Raw genomic sequence first — 23,642 nt, 5'->3', positions numbered from 1 at the left:
TTTAAGTCTTTATTATATGAGTAGCAAAATGATAAGAAAAGTTACAGATATCTAACATAAAATTTTTAAATCTTAATTTTATTAGAATACATAAAAATAGGTTAACTTGTATGATAAAAAGCTACTGGGCTGTTTGTATTCAAACATCATAAGTTAAAAAAATAAAAAAAATGCGCATTTCAAGATATATATTGGTTTTTCTAGTCGGTTTTTTGATTGCCAAATTTTGGTATAAAAAAGACGATTCTCATCAACAAAAAGAAGAAATTAGAGTGGTTTTAAATTCCATAGAAAACATGAGTAAATTGGTGGTTTCTAGCGGAAATTTCTCTGAAGTATACAATTACACAGATTCAAAAAAATATTTTTACGACTATGTTTCCTTTGATAAAAAAGCCATTGTTACTGTAAATGCAAAAGTTGAGGTTGGGTACGATTTATCAAAATTAGAAATTCAGGTAGATTCTTTAGCTAGGAAAATTTATATAAACAAACTCCCAAAAGAAGACATTACAATTGCACCCGATGTAAAATATTTCGATTTGCAACAAAGTCAGTTTAATACATTTTCTAAAAATGAGTTAAATAAAATAAACGAAAAAAGCATCGAAAAAATTAAACAAACTGTTGAACTGTCTAATCTAAAATCGGAGGCAAAAACACGTTTTTTTGAAGAAATTTCAAAGATTTATCAATTATCAGCCATTTATGGTTGGGAAGTTGTAAATAAAACAAATTCGAACTTTTTAACAGAATTTGAGAACCAATTAGATTAATTTATCACTTTAAATTCCCTATTTTTGAGTATGTCTGCATCCTTAGAACTTCAATTACAAACCTTACCTAAAGAACCAGGAGTTTATCAATATTTTGATAAAGATGATAAAATAATCTATGTAGGTAAGGCTAAAAATTTAAAGAAAAGAGTAACGTCTTATTTTACCAAAACACACGATAATGGTAAAACTAGAGTATTGGTTAAGAATATTGTACGCATAAAACATATTGTTGTAAATACAGAAACTGATGCACTTTTATTAGAAAATAATCTCATAAAAAAATACAAGCCAAAATATAATGTATTGTTGAAAGACGATAAAAGTTATCCTTGGCTTTGCATTAAAAAAGAACGTTTTCCGAGAGTTTTTTTAACGAGAAGAGTAATCAAAGATGGCTCAGAATATTTTGGACCTTATACTTCTGTAAGAACAGTTCGTGTGTTGTTAGATTTAATTAAGGAACTCTATTCTTTAAGAACTTGTAATTACGATTTAAGTCATCAAAATGTGAATGAGGGTAAATATAAAGTGTGTTTAGAATATCATTTAAAAAATTGTAAAGGCGCTTGCGAGGGTTTAGAAACTGAGGCTCATTATAACGAATCTATCAAAGAAATTAGAAATATCATTAAAGGTAATTTTAAAGAAAGTCTTGATAAATTTAAACAAATGATGATGACGTTTGCTGAAAATATGGAGTTTGAAGAAGCCCAAAAAATTAAAGAAAAATTAGACAGATTAGGAAATTATCAAGCAAAAAGTACCATTGTAAATCCGTCTATAAATAATGTAGATGTTTTTTCTATTATTTCTGAGGATACGCATGGTTATGCAAATTTTCTGAAAATTTCTAACGGTTCTATTATACAATCTCACACCACAGAAATTAAGAAAAAGTTAGATGAATCTGATAAAGAACTTTTAGAGCTTTTTATTGTTGAAATTCGCCAACGTTTTAATTCGCAATCACCAGAAATTTACGTTCCTTTTAAAGTAAATATCGGTGAAAATGTAAAAGTTACAGTTCCTGTTTTGGGTGATAAAAGACGCATTGTAGAATTGTCTGAAAGAAATGCAAAATACTCTAGAATGGAGCAATTTAAGCAAATGAAAATTGTGGATCCAGACAGACATGTAAAAAGAATTATGGCGCAAATGAAAAAAGATTTGCGTTTAAAAGAAGAACCAAGACACATAGAATGTTTCGATAACTCGAATATTCAAGGCACAAATCCTGTTGCTGCTTGTGTGGTTTTTAGAGATGGGAAACCAAGTAAAAAAGAATACAGGCATTATAATATTAAAACTGTTGTTGGGCCAGATGATTTTGCATCGATGGAAGAAGTAGTGTTTAGAAGATATAAGCGTTTGTTGGCAGAAGGCGAATCTTTGCCACAATTAATTATTGTGGATGGTGGAAAAGGACAATTATCATCTGGTGTAAAAGCTTTAGAAGATTTAGGTTTGCGAGGTAAAATTGCCATTATTGGTATTGCTAAACGTTTGGAAGAAATTTATTATCCAGATGATCCTATTCCTTTGTATTTAAATAAAAAATCTGAAACTTTAAAAATTACCCAGTTTTTAAGAAACGAAGCACACAGATTTGGAATTACGTTTCACAGAAATAAACGTAGCAAAAGTGCCATACAAAGTGAGTTGGAAGAAATTCCAAACGTTGGGAAACAGACTATTACAACTTTATTGCGTAAATTTAAATCGGCAAAACGTGTTAAAGAAGCTTCTTTCGATGAAATTAAAGCAGAAGTTGGCAACGCAAGAGCTATGAAAATTCATCAGTTTTATCACCCAAAAAAAGAAAATGAAAAATAAACTATTTCTTCTAATTTATGTAATTCCTTTGTTTTTGTTTGCACAACAAAAGCAACCCAAAGTTGGTTTGGTTTTAAGTGGAGGTGGTGCAAAAGGCTTTGCACATATAGCTGTTTTAAAAGAAATAGACAAAGCTGGTATTCATTTAGATTATATTGGTGGCACAAGTATGGGCGCTATCATTGGTGGTATGTATGCAGCAGGTTACTCTGCTTTACAGATAGAAAAAATTATACTCGACACCGATTTTCAAATGCTTATTAGAGATAAATTACCAAGAAGTTCAGAAACTTTTTTTGAAAAAGAATTTGGTGAAAATACAGTAATTACACTACCTGCAGATGGAGGTACAATAGGTTTGCCAAGAGCAATTTCTAGAGGGCAAAATGTACTAAATTTATTATTGCAATTACTTGATGCAGCAGATGGCGATTTAGATTTTTCAAAATTACCCGTTCCTTTTTTTTGTATTGCAACAGATGTAGAAAATGGAGCGCCTGTAATTTTGGAGACAGGTTCTTTGCCATTAGCATTAAGAGCTAGTGGATCTTTTCCATCGCTATTAAATCCTGTTGAAATTGATGGTAAACTCTTAGTGGATGGAGGTATTGCAAACAATTTTCCTGTAAGCGTAATGAAGGATAAAGGGATAGATATTGTAATTGGAGTAGATGTTGAAGGAGAGTTATTTGAAAAAGACAAAATTAATTCTGCTGTGGCGCTTTTAAATCAGATTATGAGCTATCAAATGTATAGCAAATCAGATGAAGAAATAAAAAAGTTAGATGTGTATATACATCCAGATATATTTCAATATTCAGTAGTAGATTTTGATAAAAAGGTTGATATTTTAGAAAAAGGTACTATTGAAGCTTTAAAGTTTAAAGAGGTTTTTAAAGAAATTGCAAAGAAACAAACTGTAAAAAGGAAAAGAAAGGTTATTGATTATATTGATGAAAAATTATTAATTTCTAATATAGAAATTTATGGTTCAGAGAATTATACTAGGGCTTATGTACTAGGAAAATTGAATATAAAAGAAGGGGATAGTTTATCTAGAAAAGATATTACAAAAAAAATAGGGTTACTTTCTGCAACTAGAAATTATGATAGAATAGAGTATAACTTTATAGAAAAAGCAGATGGTAGTTATATAGTAGATTTTTTATTAAAAGAATCTAAAGAAAACGCTACATTAAAACTAGGAGCGCATTATGATCTTTTATATAAATCAGGAGTTTTGGCAAAATACAGCCGAAAGAATGTAATAGCCAACAATGATTTACTCTCTTTAGATGTTGTTCTAGGAGATAATATAAGGTATAATTTAAACTATTTTGTAGATAATGGTTTTTATGTGAGTTATGGCTTTAGATCTAGGTATAATCATTTTAGAGACAATGCAAAGTTTAATTTAGCAAATACAAACATTCCTATTGTAAGCACTATTAATTTAAATTATACAGATATTACAAATCAATTGTTTTTTCAAACTACGTTTAGTAGAAAATTCGCACTAGGGCTAGGTTTAGAACATAAATATTTAAAAGCAAAAACCGAAACTTTTAACAATAATGGCAATGAAACAATCATAGACAATAGTAATTATTATAGCGTTTTTGGCTATTTAAAGTTAGATACTTATGATAAAAGATATTTTGCAACTACAGGATATTTTGCAGATTTAAATATGAAATGGTATTTAAATTCTTCAAATTTTAACAACGACTTTAAAAGGTTTGCACAAGCAAAAGGTACTTTGGGTTTTGCAACTACTTTTTTTGAGAGATTAACGTTTCAAAACACCAACGAAGCAGGTTTTACTTTAAACAATCCTACATCTAATGTTTTTGACTTTTATTTAGGGAGTTATAATCAAAACTTTATCAACACTTTTGTTTCTTTATATGGCTATAATTTTGCTGAACTTTCTGATAATTCTTTTATAAAATCAGAATTTAATCTAAGATATCGTTTTTACGATAAGCATTATGCAAGTTTTATTGCAAATTATGCACGTTTAGAAGACAATGTTTTTAAAAATTTAGAGTTTTTTGATAATATAAAATCTGGTTATGCAGTTGGTTATAGCTACAATAGTTTATTAGGTCCTTTAGAGATAAAATACACATGGTCTCCAGATACAAAAGACGGTTTCTGGTTATTTAATTTAGGCTTTTGGTTTTAAATAAAAAAGCCAGTAAAAATGAATTTACTGGCTTTTAATATTTAAAATTATAAGAAAATACTCTTTTTCTTATTTTGATTGTTTTGTAGTTAAATGAAACTCTTCATACGTCTGCAATAAGTTTATTAGTGCAGAAATTAAGTCTTTTGTTTCCAGTAAAATACTAAAGTATAGTGTTGTGTTTTTAGGACTAGTTTCATCAGTTCTAATTCTTGCAACTTGTTTTTCTATAGATTCAGAAACATTTTTAAGAAGCTCGTTTTTTTGGATAAGAAGATCATTTAAATCATCTAAATCTCTGTTTTCAAATATTTCAGCTTCCTTTGTTAATAGTTCTGATAATTCAATATCAATACTTTTTAAATCTTTTATCTGTCCTTTTTTTAGGTTTTTATGGTTGTTGTTTACATGTTTATAACTTGCTCTAGAAATATAACTAATAGACTGAGCAACATCTTGTAAGTATCCTAAAACCATTATATAAAATCTACTTCCTTGAACAGAAGTTTCATCTAAAGATTTAATAAAATAAAAAACACCATCTTTTAAACCATCAATTTCGTCATTTAGTTTACCAACGTGTTTATCTGTTTTACGTAATTTATTTAAATCGTGATTCGCTAAATCATTTACAACATGAGTATATAATTTATTTACACGATTAATAACTCCAGAAATATGATCTGCACTTTCTTCAATAACACCATTAATGGTAATTAATTCAGCTCTTTCTATATATTCTTGTTTTTTAACTTCTTTTGTTTTTTTGGTAAGATTAACTGAGTTCCTTGCAATTAAACCAAAAACAAGTAATAAAAGAATTCCAACCATTACAATACCTCCTAAATTTATAAGGTATGCTACAATAGCTGCAGCAACAAAAGCCACTAAAGCAGTCATAAACCAACCACCAATTACATTTAAAACACCAGCAACTCTATACACAGCACTTTCTCTTCCCCAAGCCCTATCTGCTAAAGAAGTACCCATTGCTACCATAAAAGTTACGTATGTTGTAGATAAAGGTAATTTTAAAGATGTACCTACAGAAATTAAAATTCCTGCAACAATTAAGTTGATAGATGCTCTAATTAAATCGAAAGCAGGCATTTCATAAGTTTTGTCTTTAGACAATTCTATAACAGGTTTTTGAAATTTAGAATCTACAAAGGCTAATGTTTTTTTAGGAACTATAGCACTTATTCCTACATTAATACCCATTGCAGCTCTTACCACCAATCTAGATAATGTGTTTGGTTGAAATCTTTCATGTCCTTCTCCTTGTCTAGATAAATTAATACCGGTTTCAATAACAGTTTTGGCTTTTTTAGAAGTCCAAATTGTAACCACCATAACTGCACCAGCAATTAATAAATAAATAAAGTTAGCAGATACTTTTTTATCTAAAACTGCCATAGAAAATTCTGTTGCAGCTTGCCCAGAGTTTTGCCAAGCAGTATAAGAATCCCAAGCAGCAATTGGTACACCAATAAAGTTTACCAAATCATTTCCTGCAAAGGCTAATGCCAGAGAAAAAGTACCAATACCAATAATTAATTTTAAAATATTTACTTTGAAAACAGAGATTAATAATTGCGAAATTATAGACCAAATAACAAAGCCACCAATTAGAATTAACCAAATATTTCCATTAATATAACCATCTATATTATCTTTAAAAGGTGTTCCTTTTAAGCCTTTTATCACAATAAAATAAGTAATTGCTGTTATAGCAAAACCTCCAAAAAGCGCATTAATATAACTAGGTCTGTTTTCAATATGAAACGAATAAATTAATCTAGAAATAAATTGAACAATTGCACCAATCGAAAAGGCCACAATTACAGAGAGTAGTATACCAAAAATAATAAAAGTAGCTGTTTCTGTATTGATATACTTTCCTAAATTTACAAAGGTTTCTCCATTATCTGTCGTGTAAATTTTAATTAAAGCCATAGCAACAGCAGCTCCTAAAAGTTCAAAAACAATAGAGACTGTTGTAGAAGTTGGCATTCCTAAAGAATTGAAAACATCTAATAATAATATGTCTGTAATCATTACAGCCATAAAAATATACATGATTTCATTAAAGTAGAATTCACCAGGTACAAAGATTCCTTTACGAGCAACTTCCATCATTCCACTAGATGTAACAGAACCTACAAAAACACCAATACTAGCAATAATTAATATTTTTTTTACTGGTATTGCTTTAGAGCCAATTGCAGAATTTAAGAAGTTTACAGCATCATTACTTACACCTACAACTAGGTCAATAATTGCTAAAACAGTTAATGCTATTAGCATTAAGATATATGGATCTCCCATTTTTTATTTTAAATTTAGTTTTGCAAATTTACAAAGACCATAAATTGTCAATGTTATGTTTACGTTATATTAATTGCGTTAAAAATGTATGTCTAATTGTAATCTATACATTAAATTATTTTCATTAAAACCAATGTCTGTATAGCTTACATCTGTTTGAACTTTTAATTTATGCCCAACTATATATTTTGATACACCCAAAGTATATTGATTTTCTGCTCCTTTTCCAGTAATATCTTTATCCAAAGATATATTTGTATAACGTGCAGAAACTTCCAACGTTTTAGAAAGCAAATAACCAGATTGCAAATTTAAGCCATTTCCTACTTGTACAATATCACCAGTTAAACTTCCATCAGAATTTTTTGCAAAAGCATCATCTGCATTTCTATTTGCGTATTCTGCCATCAAAGAAAAACCTTTGTATTTATACATGGCATCAATAAAAACTGTAGAAATATCTGTTGAGTAAAGACCTTTGTCAGTATTCATATAAGAACCTTGGTTACTTCTTGTTCTAACAGCATCCATATTTAAGTCGTACCCAAAAGCAAATGAAAGTTTAGGATTCTTTTCAAATTGTAAATCACTTCCTTTATAATCTCCTTTTGAAGAAAAATTACCAAATGGAAAAAGTTCAACTCTTCCTGTAAATTGATAACCACCTTCGTTTCCAATAGTAACATTTCTTCCTTCTCCTTGAGAAATCGAAAAAATTTCTTTCATTAAAAATTTACTGGAAAGTTTTGTTTTGTGTCTTAGTTGAATACCAATATCTCTATCAATATTAAAACGACTGTTTAGTAAAGAACGATCTACCATTTGTAAATCTCCTGAAGAAATAACACGTTCTCTATTTCCAGGCAATTTGGTTTGCCCAAACCATAAAACAAAATCGCCAGAAAAGTTCCATTTAACAACAGCATCCATAATATATCTTGGAGAGCCGCTTGTGTATTGTGAAGCACCAGATTGATCTCTATTAGATAAACCTAATTCTAGTTTATAAACTAATTTTGGAGAGAATGCATACCCATCAAACTTTAAACGAGATCGCCTAATAAGCATAGAAGATTCTGAGTTGGAGATTCCATTGGTTGCATCCCAATCATTTATAAGTAGCGTTTGAAAACGAAGGCCAATTTTCATGGTCCAAGATTTATCTTCTCCTTCTAAATAAAATAATCCTTTACCAAATTTACCTGCTTTATACTCTTGGGCATTTGTGTTAGAAAGTGCGCATAAGAACATTATAATTAATGCCTTACGCAGTATTTTCGAAATCATTTTTTTAGTTTTTGTCGCTGCAAAGAACTAAAAAAAATAGCATGTTAATGTTAAGTTAATATTAATTAAAAAAACTGCCTTGGCCAAAGGCAGTATAGTCACATAAATAAGTCGACAAAAACTAAAAGTTATGATGACGTTTATCTTTAAAGATGTTCCAAAAATGCGATTATAAGTTGAATTTAATGTTTGCTTAAAATTAAAAAAAGGTTAACAATATTTTCCGATTTAACCTTTAGTTAATGTTTCTGTAACTCAAGCATAATTTAGAACTAACGTTCACTTTACAGAGGTGGAAATACATTTGCAAAGTAAAAATTACGTTTTAAAATGAAGAAAATTTTATTTATTACTTTATTAGTTTTAAGTCAGTTTTTAGTAGCGCAAGATAAAGGAACATTAAAAGGGTTGTTAACGGATAAAGAAACCAATAATGAACCATTGCCTTTTGCAAACATTATTATTAAAGGTACAAAAATCGGAACTACGTCAGATTTTGATGGTAATTACTCTTTAAAAGTTCCTGCAGGAAGCCACATTGTTGTGTTTAGTTTTTTAGGATACAAGGCTGTAGAAAAACCTTTTACCATAAGTGCTGGGCAAACTGTTACCATAAACCAATTAATGTCTGCAGAAGAAGGTGTTGCTTTAGATGATATTATAATTACTGCAACTACTAGTAAAGAAAAAGCATCAGCATTAATTTTAGAGCAAAAGAAAGCTGTTTCTATAAAAACATCTATTGGTGCTCAAGAACTTTCTATTAAGGGAGTCTCTGATGCAGAAGGTGCTGTTACAAAAACGGCTGGAGTTTCTAAAGGTTCAAAAAATGTAATTGTTAGAGGCTTAGGAGACAGGTATAATTCAACTACTTTAAACGGTTTGCCTTTACCTTCTGAAGACCCAGAATACAAAAATATATCCTTAGATTTTTTTGATACAAGTATTATCAAAAATATAGGAATTAATAAAGTTTTTACATCCGATTTATATGGAGATGTTGGTGGAGCAAATATCGATATTGTATCAAAAGAATTGGTAAAAAGTAGTGTTTTAGATATAAGTGCTTCTTTAGGTGCAAACACACAAACAGTTTCTAAAGATTTTTTAACCATTGATGGTACTAACAAATTCGGAACGCAAAGTTTAGGGATTCCTGTAAATGATTTAACACAATATACATTCAGTAATTCTTGGAAACCAGAAAGTCAAAACTTTCAATTGAACAATAGTTTTTCTTTTGCTGGTGGAAAAAAATACAACATTAAAGATGATACTTTTAGTTTCTTTATTGTTGGTGGTTTTGATGGTAGTTTCAATTATTTAGATGGTAATATCAAACAAACTACAAGTTCTGGAGAAATTTTTCAAGATCAAGATTTTACCAAATACGAGTATAATGTTTCGCAAATTTTAATGGCGAATTTAGAGTATAAGTTTGATGAAGGGCATTCTATAGCTTACAACCATTTGTTTATTCATAATAACAAACAATCTATTGGAGATTATTTAGGATTTAATAATCCTGAACAAGATGGAGATTTGGAGTTTCAAAGAAGACAACAAACCAATAATAATGAGTTGTACGTAAATCAATTGATTGCAAATTATGAATTTACTGAAAGATTAAATTTTGAAGCTAAAGGTTCTTTAAATTTTATTAGAGGAAACGAACCTGACAGACGAACTAATAAATACCTTTTAAGAGACGATTTTTACAGTCCGCAAACAAGTTCTGCTGGAGAAAACGAACGTTATTTCTCTAAGTTAGAAGAAAATGATTATGCAGCAAAAGGGAAGTTTGAATACAAATTAAAAGAAAACGAAGATGATATTAGTGTGTTAGAATTTGGTGGTGATTATAGATATACAGAACGTTTATTTTCTGCAACTATTTTTAATCACGATTTTTCGAGCAGAGTTCCTATAGTTATAGAAAACCCTGATGCAATTTTTAATCAAAACTCAATTGATACCAATATTTTTGAATTAGAAACAGGTAGAGGTAATGCAAGTAATCCTGCAGCTTTTGTACCTTTTACGTATAGAGGTAAAAGACAAATTTTTGGAGCTTTTAGTAATTTAGTATATCAATTTAATGATAATATTATAGCTTCTGTAGGTGCAAGATTAGAAAAAATTCAGCAAAGAGTTACCTATAACACAAACATTGCACAATCTGCTGTAGATGGCGCTTCTACTTTAGATAGAACGTATGTTTTGCCAAGTTTTAATATCAAATATAATTTTAACGAGAATAGCATTTTTAGAATTGCAGGAAGTCAATCTTATACATTTCCTCAATTTAAGGAAACTGCACCTTTTAAATATCAAGATATAAGTTTTTCATCTCAAGGTAATCCAGATTTAAAACCATCAGACAATTATAATTTTGATGCTAAATATGAATATTATTTATCATCATCAGAATTAATTACGCTTACAGGTTTTTATAAAAATATACAAAACTCTATTGCAAGAACAGAAATTCCTTCTGGTGGAAATACCTTAACCTACTTAAATGTTGGGAATGCAAGTGTGTACGGTTTAGAGATTGAAGCTAGAAAAAGCATCTATGAAATTGAAGATAAAGACATGAAAATTTTGGGTGGTTTAAACTCATCAATTTTAATATCGAATGTAGATTTAGATCAAACTTCTATTGCACAATTTACAAATACAACAAGTAGTTTGGAAGGCGCAACTCCATTTTTATTAAATGCAGATATTTCTATCAACAAAAAATATAACGATAATACTTTTATATCTTCTGTGGTTTTTAACTATTTCAGTGAAAGAGTATATTCTATTGGTACAAGAGGTTTTGAGAACGTGTTAGAAAAAGGAATACCAACACTAGATTTGGTTTCTTCTTACGATTTTAGCAATCATTATAGTATAAAACTAAAAGCAACTAATTTATTAAATCCTGATTTTCAATTAACAAGAGCTGGTTTTAATGGGGGAGAAGATGTAGTGTTAAGAAATTATAAAAGAGGTGTTAATTTAAGTTTAGGGTTTTCTTATAGTTTCTAAATTTCATTAATTTTAGTAACAATTCTTTAAAATTTAGTTAAAACACGATCCACTTTGTTTGCCCAACTTTGTAAAACAAAATTAAACTAAAAATAATTTAAACAAATTAAAAGAAAAAATGAAAAAATCAATTTTATCAATCGTAACAATTGCTGCGTTCGTATTTACAAGTTGTTCTTTAAGTGATGATGATAATACAACTGTAATTGGTGGTGAAGTAACTGCACAAAATTTAGCAGGAAATTTAACATCAGATTTGACACTAAATTCAGGAATTGCACACAATTTAACAGGAGCACTTTTAGTAAAAGAAGGTGCAACTTTAACTATAGAAGCTGGTACAACTATTAATGCTTTAGCTGGTGGAACTGATGTTTATATTTTGGTAGAAAGAGGAGGTAAAATTATTGCAGATGGTACTGCAGCAAATCCAATTAAATTTACATCGAGTGCAGTAGTTCCTAAAGCTGGAGATTGGGGAGGTATTATTTTAAACGGAAAAGCACCTTTAAGTAGACAAGCTGGTTCAGAAAGCAATGCAGCTACAGAAGTTAAAAATTCAATTTTATTTGGTGGTGCTGATACTGCTGATAATTCAGGAATTTTAAACTATGTAATTATGGAGTTTACTGGAGCAAGAATTGATGATGAAGCAGAACATAATGGTTTAACTTTAAACGGAGTTGGCACAGGAACAACAATAAGTAACATTGCTATTTTAAATGGAGATGATGATGGAATTGAGTTTTTTGGAGGTACTGTAAACGCATCAAATATTTTAGTGGTAAATGCTAAAGATGATATGTTCGATTTTTCTCAGGGTTACACAGGAACGTGTACAAATTTATATGGGATTAGAGAAAATGGTTATACAGCAGTAACTTCTGACCCAAGAGGAATTGAAGCTGATGGGAATTTAGATGGTAATTCGCCTTCAGACATCAACGAATCTAACTTTACAGTAAATGGTGTAACAATTATAAACAATGCTGATGGTGTAGAAATGTCTGATGGAATTAAAATTAGAAGAGATGCAACAGCTACCATTACAAACGCATATTTAGCATTAGGTTCTGGAGCAAAATTTGGTGATGTTATCGATTTACAAGACAGTAAATCAGACTCTACAGAAGGAACTTCAATTACTGCAACTGCAAATACAGCAAACGGTTTAGATATTACTGATGTGAAAAACACAACTGTTGGTGGTGCAACTATTAGCTTAACAGCAGGAACCACTGGAGGTGCAGATAAAACTGTATTTTCTTGGACAGGATATAATTTTTAGTCAAATAAATTATTTATATATGAAGAGGTCGTCTAAAAAGCATTTTTTAGGCGATTTTTTATTTTGTTAATTTTTTCTTGCGATTTTTTAAGAATGATTTAAAAAATACTCAGATTTAAAAAAAGTATAGTTTTTCTAAATAGTTAAACTGTACTTTTTTAAGTTATGTGCCATTGCAATTAGCCCTATTTCAACATTTACTTTACGTGTTCCTCTTAGCATAAATCGTTTAAAGTTCATGTTTTGTTTGATATTTCCAAAAACAGCTTCTACATCCCAACAGCGTTGTTTTCGCTTTGCAATGCCTTGTTCAGAGTTGAGTAATATTTTAGCTTTTGATTTTAATCGTATTAAATTATAATTCCTTTCTATAACTCGATTTGTTTTTGATTTATGACATAGTGTTCTTAAAGGGCAACCTTTACAGTTTTGTGCTTGGTATCTGTGTATTTCTTGGATAAATCCGTTCTTAGTATTTCTTTTATAAGTATCTATAAGTTTCATTTCTTGTCCTATAGGACAGTAATAAAGATCTTTCTCTCTATTATAATGTAATTCATTAGGATGGAAAGGATTTGTTTTTCCTCTTTTTTTATCTAATTGCTCTTTATGGAAGTAATTGTATTTTACAAAAGCGGTAATTTCTTTATCTTCTAAATCTGTATAATTTTCTTCACTTCCATAGCCTGCATCTGCTGTGAGCGTCTCTGGAGTTTGGTCATAATTTTCGATATGATTGTTAAGGTGTTCTTTTAAAGTAGTGGTGTCTGCTGTGGTTTGTGCTAAAGTGTAATTGGTAAGGTATTGATTGTTGGTAGAGGCTTGTATATTATAGGCAGGTTTGAGTTGTCCATTTTGCATATGATCATCTTTCATTCGCATAAAAGTAGCGTCATTATCAGTTTTACTATAACTATTTCTACCCTGTAAAATAGCTTCTTGTTTTTCATATTTCGCTAAATTAGCTGGCCAGTTTTTCTTGGCATAATTCAGCTTCTGCTTTACTTTTTTATCAATTACTTTGCCTTGTAAAACTTCATTTATTTTATCAATTGTAGCTTCAACTTGCTCCGCATTTATCTGCTCAAAATCTGGTGTATTGGGTATATGTTGTTCCTCTTTGTAAACCTTCTCTACATAAGACCAAAGCTCTTTCAACTGTTTTTCAATGCGAGTTTTACTGGTTTTAATAGATTTACCCCAAACAAAAGTATAGCGATTTGCATTGGCTTCTATTTTAGTACCATCTACAAAAATATCTTTTAAACTGATAACTCCTTGCTCAACAAGCAGTAAAACTACTTGATGGAATATGGGCTTGAAATGTTCTTGAAGTCTTTTACCTCTAAAATCATTAATTGTGTTATGATCAGGTTTGTTTTGTCCACTTAACCACATAAAATGGATGTTCTCTGATAAAGCTTGTTCTATTTTTCTTGAAGAATATAAATTACGTAAATAAGCATAAATTAATATTTTTAGCAACATTCTTGGGTGATAGCTTGAGGTGCCTCCACCTTTATAACTCTCTTCTAATTTACTAATATCTACATGGTCTATAATCGTATTAACAATACGAACTGGATGATTCTTTGGAACTAAATCATCATAACTGGGAGGTAAAAGACTCAACTGATCTTGAGTGTAAGTCTTAAAAACAACTTTTCTGCTCATTCTTAAAAATACGAAATTCTTTAAAAATTTGCAAAAAAAAAGACTGCCTTTTCAGACAGCCTCTTTTGTTTTTTATAAAGAAGGATTTGTTTATTTTTAAAAAGCTGATAAAAGGTTGTTTTATAATTAATTTTTCAATCTTATAATAAATTATTACAGGTAAAAACTTTGTTTTCAACTATTTAAAAGCAGAAAAAATTTCAGATCATTAGGTTTTCCAACTAGTATTAATGTGTAATTTTTTTTAATAACATATCCATTGTGCAAACGTAGTTTATTTCTTCTTTTTTAAATGTAATACATATTCATAAAAAAATGAAAAAATACCTGTTCTACAGATTGTCAAGAAATATTTCAAATGTCTTTTGATGAATAAAAAGAATTAAGAGAAATAATTAGCCATCAAATTTTTAAAAAGGATATAAGTGCTATTTTAAAATCTTAAAAGTAATTTAGTTCTTTGAAAATAAACTTTTGAGAACAAATATCAAGTTTTCACAACAAATTTCTTTATTTTATTTTTTTTTTGTCTATTCTAGCAAAAAAAATAATTTAAAAATCCTTTTTAGATAAGAAAGATGTGTGTAAAAAAAAGACTATTTACTGCTATACTTTTCGGTTTTAGTTTTTTGGTATGCTCACAAAATTTTGAGAATTTATATCAAAAATTAGATAAGGATATTTTAATATTTAACAGTTCTACTATTATTAAACAAGTAGATAGCTTGTTATTAAACTCTAAACTATCTGAACATGAAATAAGTGAGCTGAAATCATTAAAAGGAGAAGCTTTTTGTCAAATAGCAGCTTTTCCAAAAGCGTTAGAAATTTCTGATGAAGTATTTTTTTCTAATACTAGTTTTAGTCAAAGAGCAGAGGTAAGATTACGTGTAGTAAGAGCACTTGTTTTTGAGGTTTCTAACTTGCCTAAAGAAACACTTAATGAACTTGATATACTAGATTCTATTTATAAATTAAGGAAAAAAGATAGGCATTATGGTAAATACCTGTATAGAAAATCTTCCTATTATCGAATTTTTAAACCTGTAGAAAAAAGCGATAGTCTGGCAAAATTTTACGCGGTTAAAGCAGCAACATTTGGTGATAAAAACAAATATTATGATGTAAGTTCAATTGGTAAAATGCTACAAGGCTTTTTAGTACCTCGTAATCAATTTGAAAAAAGAATGGAGTTTATGAAAGCTTCTATACAAGACCTTAAGCTTTTAAATGATCAACGTTCTATGATTTTGATGTATAATGGTTTAGTGAACTCTTATCAGCAAAATAAAAATATTGAAGTAGCTAAAAAATATTTAGACTCTTCACTAGCATTAGTTTCCGATGTTAATGACTTATATTTAAAAACGGTTGTTTTTAGGCAAAAATCTAGTTTTTTTGAAAACTTGAATCAAAATGATTCTGCGTTGTTTTACTTTAAAAAATTTCATGAAGTGGAGATAGAGATGAACATGGAAAAACAAAATTTAAGAGTAGCTGAGATAAACTTTAATAACCAAATTGAAACTAAAAACAGTGCAATTTTCGAGGCAAATGAAAAGCTTGAAGAAACAAAAAATAATAATTTATTTCTAATTTCTATTTTATTTGGTATTTTAATGTTACTGACGATTATTTTCATTCAAAATAGAAAAATAACACGAAAGAATAAAGATATTTTTACGAAAAATAACACGCTTACAAAGAATTTAGAAGAGAAGAAAGTTTTATTAAAAGAATTAAACCATAGAGTAAAAAATAACCTTTCTTTAATTATAAGTCTTATAAAATTTCAAGTCCAAGAAATAAATGATACATTTTATTTAGAAAAGTTTCATAATTTAGAAAACAGAATTTCTACTATAGCTATTGCACATGAGCAGTTTATTTATTCTGAGGATAATATTGAGGGTAAGTTTTATAACTTAAAAGAGTATTTAAATAAAATATCTAATTCCTTAATTCAATTATCACCCAAAAAAATTAGTTACCATCAAAAAGTTGATAAGATTGATGTAGGTATCGATACTGCATTGCCTATAGGTATTTTAATGAATGAGCTAATAAGTAACAGCTTAGAGCACGCAAAAATTAATGGAATATTAAAGATTGATGTTCAAATTAGCTCAAAGAATGAATGGATTACTATTTTATTTTCAGACTCTGGAGAATCTTTTAAAGTAAAAGAAAATACAACAAGTTTGGGGCTATTTATCATTAAAAGTATGGTAACACAGTTAGAAGGTAGTTTAGATAGAAAAGGGTCATCTTACATCATTAAACTAAAAAAGAAATAGAATTTTCAATAAAAATTATGTCAGAAAATAAAAAGCATATTTTAATCGTAGAAGATGAAATTTTAATAGCTTCTCAAATAAAAATGGCACTTATTAAACATGGTTTCGAGTGTGCAGGAATAGCTATAAATTATAGTAGTGCAGAGGCTATTTTAAAAACAGCTGCTGTAGATTTAGTTTTAATAGATATTACGTTGTCTGGTAATAAAACAGGCTTGGATTTGGCTGAATATTTAAACATTAATTATCGTATTCCTTTTTTATTTATAACCTCTTACAATGACAAAACTACACTAGAGAAAATTAAAAATTTATCACCATCAGGTTATATTAATAAACCTATCAATGAAGCCACTTTGTTAACTACTTTAGATATTATTTTTAATAGTGAAAAAACGAAAGAAACTAAACAAATACTCGTAAATATTGGTAATAGTTCTTATAATATTCATTTGTCAGAATTGTTATATGTAGAAGCGGAACACGTCTATATAAAATTGAGGTTTAAAACATACGAAACTATAATTAGATGTTCCTTAACCTCTTTTTTAAAATTATTACCAGAAAAATCACTAATTCAAATTAGTAGGGGTACTGCTATTAACCCAGCTTTTATAAATAAAATAGAATCCTCAAAAGTAATTATTGCTGATAAGAAACTTAAATTGTCAAAAAATTATAGCGAAAACCTAAAAGAGTTTATGTAGGTTCTATAATTTTATAATACTTACTTCAAAAAAACTTCTTTAGGAGTTTTTTTAATTTAAACATTTTACTTCAGAACAAAAAAGTAGGGTTTCATAACATTTTTTTAAAGACCTTAAATACCCTTGTTATTTTTAAAACTTACTATAAAAAATTTACAAATGAAGATTAAAACTACTTTTTTATTCGTTTTTTTTACCTTATTTCTTGCGGTTCATACACTAAAAGCGCAAACAACAATAACACAAGCCAATATTCAAACAGCAGTAAATGAGTGGGTAGCAGACCCAACAGTTGCAACTACAACATATGGTAACATCAGTAATTGGGATGTGAGTGCTGTTACAAATATGTCTTATTTGTTTGAAGATAAGACCAATTTCAATGATGATATTAGTGCTTGGGATGTTTCCAATGTTACTACTATGGAATGGATGTTTCGAAATGCCACTTCGTTTAACCAAGATCTAAATGAATGGAACGTTTCAAATGTCACTAATATGTACAGAATGTTTTTAGGTGCAACTGTATTTAATGGGGATATTAGTGGTTGGGACGTTTCTAGTGTAAGTGTTATGAATGGGATGTTTCGTGCAACTGCTTTTAACCAAGATATAGGTTCTTGGGATGTTTCTAATGTTACTAATATGAATAATATGTTTTATGAAGCATCTGCTTTTAACCAAGATATAGGTTCTTGGAATGTATCCAATGTTACCAATATGGGCGGTATGTTTCAATTTGCACCTGTTTTTAATCAAAATATAGGTTCTTGGAATATATCTAGTGTTACTAATATGCAAAACATATTTTTTGGTGCTTCTACTTTCAATCAAAATTTAAATTCTTGGGACGTATCTGGTGTTACTAACATGTTTGGAATGTTTCAATATGCATCTGCTTTCAACCAAGATATAAGTTCTTGGAATGTGTCCAATGTTACTAACATGAGTTATATGTTTAATGAAGCAAGCGCTTTTAATCAAAATATAGGTGGTTGGAATGTATCCAATGTTACTAACATGAGTTATATGTTTCAAAAAGCAAGCGCTTTTGATCAAAATATAGGCACTTGGGATGTTTCTAGCGTTACAGATATGAGTGTTATGTTTGGATTAACGACTAGCTTTAATCAAGATATAAGTTCTTGGGATGTTTCTAGCGTAACTAACATGAGGTTTATGTTTTTCTCTGCGTCTACTTTTAATCAAGATATCAGTTCTTGGGATGTGTCTAGTGTTACTGACATGGCAGGAATATTTCGTGACGCAACTGCTTTTAATCAAAATTTAAGTGGTTGGTGTGTTACTAATATTACAACTGAACCAGACAGTTTTTCAACAAATTCTGTTTTAGAAGAAGCTAATAAGCCTGTTTGGGGTTCTTGTTCAGCGACACCAGTAGACACAGATGGAGATGGGATCAATGATGATGTTGACAATTGTATAGAGACTGCCAATACAGATCAGTTAGATACAGATGGAGATGGACAAGGAGATGTTTGTGATGAGGATGATGACAATGATGGTGTTTTAGATGTTGATGATAGTTGTCCATTAGTGGAAGGTTCTTTAGAAGTAGGCACTTTAAACCCAACAGAATTGACATTTAATGGAGAAGCAGTTACGATGAACAATTTTGATATTGTTTCAGGTACAGCTCCTTACACAGTAACTTTTACAACAAGAGGTGCATTTATAGGAAACTTTTTCTCAAGTGCAACAACAGAAGGCGTAGATCCTGCAGATAGTAGCACATGGCCAATATTTACTGCAAATGAAAACAATGTCAATCAACAGTTTTTAAATGATTTTCTAACTAATAGCAATACTGTAGTTTATAATATCATTATTGTAGATGCGAATGGTTGTAGTCAAGAATTGGTATATGCTTTAGTGGTAAATCCAGGAAATGCACCAGACACAGATGGAGATGGGATCAATGATGATGTTGACAATTGTATAGAGACTGCCAATACAGATCAGTTAGATACAGATGGAGATGGACAAGGAGATGTTTGTGATGAGGATGATGACAATGATGGTGTTTTAGATGTTGATGATAGTTGTCCATTAGTGGAAGGTTCTTTAGAAGTAGGCACTTTAAACCCAACAGAATTGACATTTAATGGAGAAGCAGTTACGATGAACAATTTTGATATTGTTTCAGGTACAGCTCCTTACACAGTAACTTTTACAACAAGAGGTGCATTTATAGGAAACTTTTTCTCAAGTGCAACAACAGAAGGCGTAGATCCTGCAGATAGTAGCACATGGCCAACATTTACTGCAAATGAAAACAATGTCAATCAACAGTTTTTAAATGATTTTCTAACTAATAGCAATACTGTAGTTTATAATATCATTATTGTAGATGCGAATGGTTGTAGTCAAGAATTGGTATATGCTTTAGTGGTAAATCCAGGAAATGCACCAGACACAGATGGAGATGGGATCAATGATGATGTTGACAATTGTATAGAGACTGCCAATACAGATCAGTTAGATACAGATGGAGATGGACAAGGAGATGTTTGTGATGAGGATGATGACAATGATGGTGTTTTAGATGTTGATGATAGTTGTCCATTAGTGGAAGGTTCTTTAGAAGTAGGCACTTTAAACCCAACAGAATTGACATTTAATGGAGAAGCAGTTACGATGAACAATTTTGATATTGTTTCAGGTACAGCTCCTTACACAGTAACTTTTACAACAAGAGGTGCATTTATAGGAAACTTTTTCTCAAGTGCAACAACAGAAGGCGTAGATCCTGCAGATAGTAGCACATGGCCAATATTTACTGCAAATGAAAACAATGTCAATCAACAGTTTTTAAATGATTTTCTAACTAATAGCAATACTGTAGTTTATAATATCATTATTGTAGATGCGAATGGTTGTAGTCAAGAATTGGTATATGCTTTAGTGGTAAATCCAGCTATAACTCTTGTTCCAAATAATAATTTTGAGCAATCTTTAATAGATCAAGGTTATGATACTGATGGTATAATTAACGGTCAAGTAAAAACAGCTGATATTTTAGGTATAACTGAATTGGATGTTTCAAATAAGAATATATCAGATTTAACAGGTATTGAAGATTTCTTAAATTTAGAAAAACTCTACTGTAGAGCCAATACAATTAAAACTTTAGATTTTTCTAAAAACCTAAAATTAACACATGTTGAAGCGGATAACAACCAACTTACAAGTGTAAATGTTACAAACAACATTGCTTTAACTACTTTAGGTGTTGGTGCAAATCAATTAATAACAATTGATGTATCAAAAACTACAAATCTAAAAGTTTTAACGGTTGATTTTAATGAATTGACAACACTAAACCTTGCAAATCTTGTAAATCTAGAACATTTAGGTTTAATGGATAATGACTTTACTTCGGTAAATATTTCAAGAAACATCAACTTAAAGCAATTGTATCTCAAAAACAACAGTTTAACAGGTTTAGATGTAACTAAAAATACCAAATTAGAATATTTAGATGCAAGTTTTAACAATATCATCAATTTTGATATCAATCAAAATGTAAATCTTACTACATTACTTTTAAATAACAATAAAATGGAAAGAGTGTTTTTAAGAAATGGTACAAATAGTTTGATAACTACTTTTGATATTACAGAAAATCCTGATTTAGCTTGTATTGCTGTTGATGATGTTGATTTTTCAAACTCAACTTGGATTGCAAAAGACGCAACTGCTAATTACAATACAGATTGTAATGCTGAATGGACTGTGTATACTGAAGACGAAGAGTTAGATACTGCCTTAAATACTACTTCTGGTTTAGATAATGATGGTGATGGAAAAGTTACTTACGAAGAAGCTCAAGCTTTTACAGGTATTTTAGATTTAAAAGGAAAAAATATTTCTAACGTAAAAGGTTTAGAGGCGTTTACAAATGCAGAAGTAATAGACATTTCTGGAAATATCATTACCGATATTAGTTCTTTATTAAAAGCAAATTCAGTATTGGTTCAGTCGAAAGCAACTGGCGAAAAAAGAGAAATTAACAGAAGTAAAAATAATGTTAAAAAACTAATTGTTGCTAATAATTTAATTGAAGAAATTGATATTTCTGAAGTTGTTAACATTACAGAAATTGATGCTAGTAATAATAGATTAACGGTATTAATTTTAAAGAACGGAAACAATGATAGAATAGTTGATTTAGATGTTTCTGGAAATCCAAACTTAACTTGTATTGAAGTTGACAATGTAGAAAATGCAATAGGAAATACAAAATGGATAAAAGATGAAACAGCGACCTATAATTTATCTTGTAAAGCACTTTCTATAGAAGATTTCTTAAATGTAAATATTGCAGTTTACCCTAATCCAGTGAGTACTTTTGTAGAAATTAATTTGTCTAATGGTTTAGTGTTAAATAAAGTAGAAATTTTTAACGCAATTGGTAAAAAATTAAAGGTTACCAAAAACACAATTTTAAATGTTGAAGACTTATCAGCAGGAATTTATTTTATAAAAATTTCTACAGATAAAGGTGCAATTAATAAAAGAATCATTAAAAATTAAAAAATAATTGAAAAAGGAGTAGTAAGAATTAAAGCGTAAAGTTTAATTCAATTTAAAAGAGGCTGTCTGAAAAGGCAGTCTTTTTTTTTGCAAATTTTTAAAGAATTTCGTATTTTTAAGAATGAGCAGAAAAGTTGTTTTTAAGACTTACACTCAAGATCAGTTGAGTCTTTTACCTCCCAGTTATGATGATTTAGTTCCAAAGAATCATCCAGTTCGTATTGTTAATACGATTATAGACCATGTAGATATTAGTAAATTAGAAGAGAGTTATAAAGGTGGAGGCACCTCAAGCTATCACCCAAGAATGTTGCTAAAAATATTAATTTATGCTTATTTACGTAATTTATATTCTTCAAGAAAAATAGAACAAGCTTTATCAGAGAACATCCATTTTATGTGGTTAAGTGGACAAAACAAACCTGATCATAACACAATTAATGATTTTAGAGGTAAAAGACTTCAAGAACATTTCAAGCCCATATTCCATCAAGTAGTTTTACTGCTTGTTGAGCAAGGAGTTATCAGTTTAAAAGATATTTTTGTAGATGGTACTAAAATAGAAGCCAATGCAAATCGCTATACTTTTGTTTGGGGTAAATCTATTAAAACCAGTAAAACTCGCATTGAAAAACAGTTGAAAGAGCTTTGGTCTTATGTAGAGAAGGTTTACAAAGAGGAACAACATATACCCAATACACCAGATTTTGAGCAGATAAATGCGGAGCAAGTTGAAGCTACAATTGATAAAATAAATGAAGTTTTACAAGGCAAAGTAATTGATAAAAAAGTAAAGCAGAAGCTGAATTATGCCAAGAAAAACTGGCCAGCTAATTTAGCGAAATATGAAAAACAAGAAGCTATTTTACAGGGTAGAAATAGTTATAGTAAAACTGATAATGACGCTACTTTTATGCGAATGAAAGATGATCATATGCAAAATGGACAACTCAAACCTGCCTATAATATACAAGCCTCTACCAACAATCAATACCTTACCAATTACACTTTAGCACAAACCACAGCAGACACCACTACTTTAAAAGAACACCTTAACAATCATATCGAAAATTATGACCAAACTCCAGAGACGCTCACAGCAGATGCAGGCTATGGAAGTGAAGAAAATTATACAGATTTAGAAGATAAAGAAATTACCGCTTTTGTAAAATACAATTACTTCCATAAAGAGCAATTAGATAAAAAAAGAGGAAAAACAAATCCTTTCCATCCTAATGAATTACATTATAATAGAGAGAAAGATCTTTATTACTGTCCTATAGGACAAGAAATGAAACTTATAGATACTTATAAAAGAAATACTAAGAACGGATTTATCCAAGAAATACACAGATACCAAGCACAAAACTGTAAAGGTTGCCCTTTAAGAACACTATGTCATAAATCAAAAACAAATCGAGTTATAGAAAGGAATTATAATTTAATACGATTAAAATCAAAAGCTAAAATATTACTCAACTCTGAACAAGGCATTGCAAAGCGAAAACAACGCTGTTGGGATGTAGAAGCTGTTTTTGGAAATATCAAACAAAACATGAACTTTAAACGATTTATGCTAAGAGGAACCCGTAAAGTAAATGTTGAAATAGGGTTAATTGCAATGGCACATAACTTAAAAAAGTACAGTTTAACTATTTAGAAAAACTA

12 protein-coding genes are annotated in these 23,642 nt (G+C 29.5%); 9 read left to right on the top strand and 3 right to left on the bottom strand.

The genetic code is table 11. The features are described from left to right. Nucleotides 1-170: 170 nt before the first annotated feature. Genes P161_RS0104540 through P161_RS0104530 form a run of 3 tightly spaced genes read left to right on the top strand, consistent with a single transcriptional unit; the run spans nucleotide 171 to nucleotide 4,800 of the window. Complete coding sequence (locus tag P161_RS0104540; RefSeq protein WP_036841242.1) at nucleotides 171-776, top strand: DUF4230 domain-containing protein; 606 nt, start codon at nucleotides 171-173, stop codon at nucleotides 774-776. A gap of 30 nt (nucleotides 777-806) precedes the next feature. Continuing rightward, a complete protein-coding gene (gene uvrC / locus P161_RS0104535; RefSeq protein WP_026775867.1) occupies nucleotides 807-2,612 on the top strand; it encodes an excinuclease ABC subunit UvrC in 1,806 nt (601 codons plus the stop codon). Next, nucleotides 2,602-4,800 carry a patatin-like phospholipase family protein gene (locus tag P161_RS0104530; RefSeq protein WP_026775866.1) on the top strand — a complete coding sequence of 733 codons (2,199 nt, stop codon included), beginning with the start codon at nucleotides 2,602-2,604 and terminating at the stop codon, nucleotides 4,798-4,800. Before uvrC ends, P161_RS0104530 begins: the two co-directional genes overlap by 11 nt. Nucleotides 4,801-4,869: 69 nt before the next feature. Here P161_RS0104530 and P161_RS0104525 read toward each other — a convergent pair whose 3' ends face one another. Together P161_RS0104525 and P161_RS0104520 are read right to left on the bottom strand one after the other, a co-directional pair. After that, nucleotides 4,870-7,128: an inorganic phosphate transporter gene (locus P161_RS0104525; RefSeq protein WP_026775865.1), complete on the bottom strand. Its 2,259-nt coding sequence runs from the start codon at nucleotides 7,126-7,128 to the stop codon at nucleotides 4,870-4,872. 78 nt (nucleotides 7,129-7,206) lie between these two features. Further along, nucleotides 7,207-8,415 carry a porin gene (locus P161_RS0104520; protein ID WP_026775864.1) on the bottom strand — a complete coding sequence of 403 codons (1,209 nt, stop codon included), beginning with the start codon at nucleotides 8,413-8,415 and terminating at the stop codon, nucleotides 7,207-7,209. Between the two features lie 330 nt (nucleotides 8,416-8,745). Here P161_RS0104520 and P161_RS0104515 point away from each other — a divergent pair, with 330 nt between their 5' ends. Next, complete coding sequence (locus P161_RS0104515; protein WP_026775863.1) at nucleotides 8,746-11,451, top strand: TonB-dependent receptor; 2,706 nt, start codon at nucleotides 8,746-8,748, stop codon at nucleotides 11,449-11,451. A gap of 118 nt (nucleotides 11,452-11,569) precedes the next feature. Continuing rightward, on the top strand, nucleotides 11,570-12,739 hold the full coding sequence (locus P161_RS0104510) for a hypothetical protein (RefSeq protein WP_026775862.1): 1,170 nt from the start codon (nucleotides 11,570-11,572) through the stop codon (nucleotides 12,737-12,739). A gap of 135 nt (nucleotides 12,740-12,874) precedes the next feature. Here P161_RS0104510 and P161_RS0104505 read toward each other — a convergent pair whose 3' ends face one another. Next, nucleotides 12,875-14,413, bottom strand: coding sequence for an IS1182 family transposase (locus P161_RS0104505; RefSeq protein WP_026775472.1), 1,539 nt, complete (start codon nucleotides 14,411-14,413; stop codon nucleotides 12,875-12,877). Nucleotides 14,414-14,991: 578 nt separating this feature from the next. Between P161_RS0104505 and P161_RS0104500 the strand changes: the two genes are divergently transcribed. The 4 genes from P161_RS0104500 (at nucleotide 14,992) to P161_RS0104485 (ending at nucleotide 23,634) form a co-directional block, all read left to right on the top strand. Next, nucleotides 14,992-16,710, top strand: a complete 1,719-nt coding sequence (locus P161_RS0104500) for a sensor histidine kinase (protein WP_026775861.1) — start codon at nucleotides 14,992-14,994, stop codon at nucleotides 16,708-16,710. Between the two features lie 17 nt (nucleotides 16,711-16,727). Further along, entirely contained in the window at nucleotides 16,728-17,417 is a 690-nt protein-coding gene (locus P161_RS18980) for a response regulator transcription factor (protein WP_051605662.1), read from the top strand. A gap of 159 nt (nucleotides 17,418-17,576) precedes the next feature. Next, complete coding sequence (locus P161_RS19875; protein WP_051605661.1) at nucleotides 17,577-21,974, top strand: BspA family leucine-rich repeat surface protein; 4,398 nt, start codon at nucleotides 17,577-17,579, stop codon at nucleotides 21,972-21,974. 121 nt (nucleotides 21,975-22,095) lie between these two features. Next, entirely contained in the window at nucleotides 22,096-23,634 is a 1,539-nt protein-coding gene (locus P161_RS0104485) for an IS1182 family transposase (protein ID WP_026775472.1), read from the top strand. The last annotated feature ends 8 nt before the right edge of the window (nucleotides 23,635-23,642 follow it).

It is taken from the genome of Polaribacter sp. Hel_I_88, from assembly GCF_000687935.1.
Classification (GTDB): domain Bacteria; phylum Bacteroidota; class Bacteroidia; order Flavobacteriales; family Flavobacteriaceae; genus Polaribacter.
The sequence above is the reverse complement of the archived record's forward strand: the minus strand, read 5'-3'. Positions and strand labels throughout refer to the sequence as shown.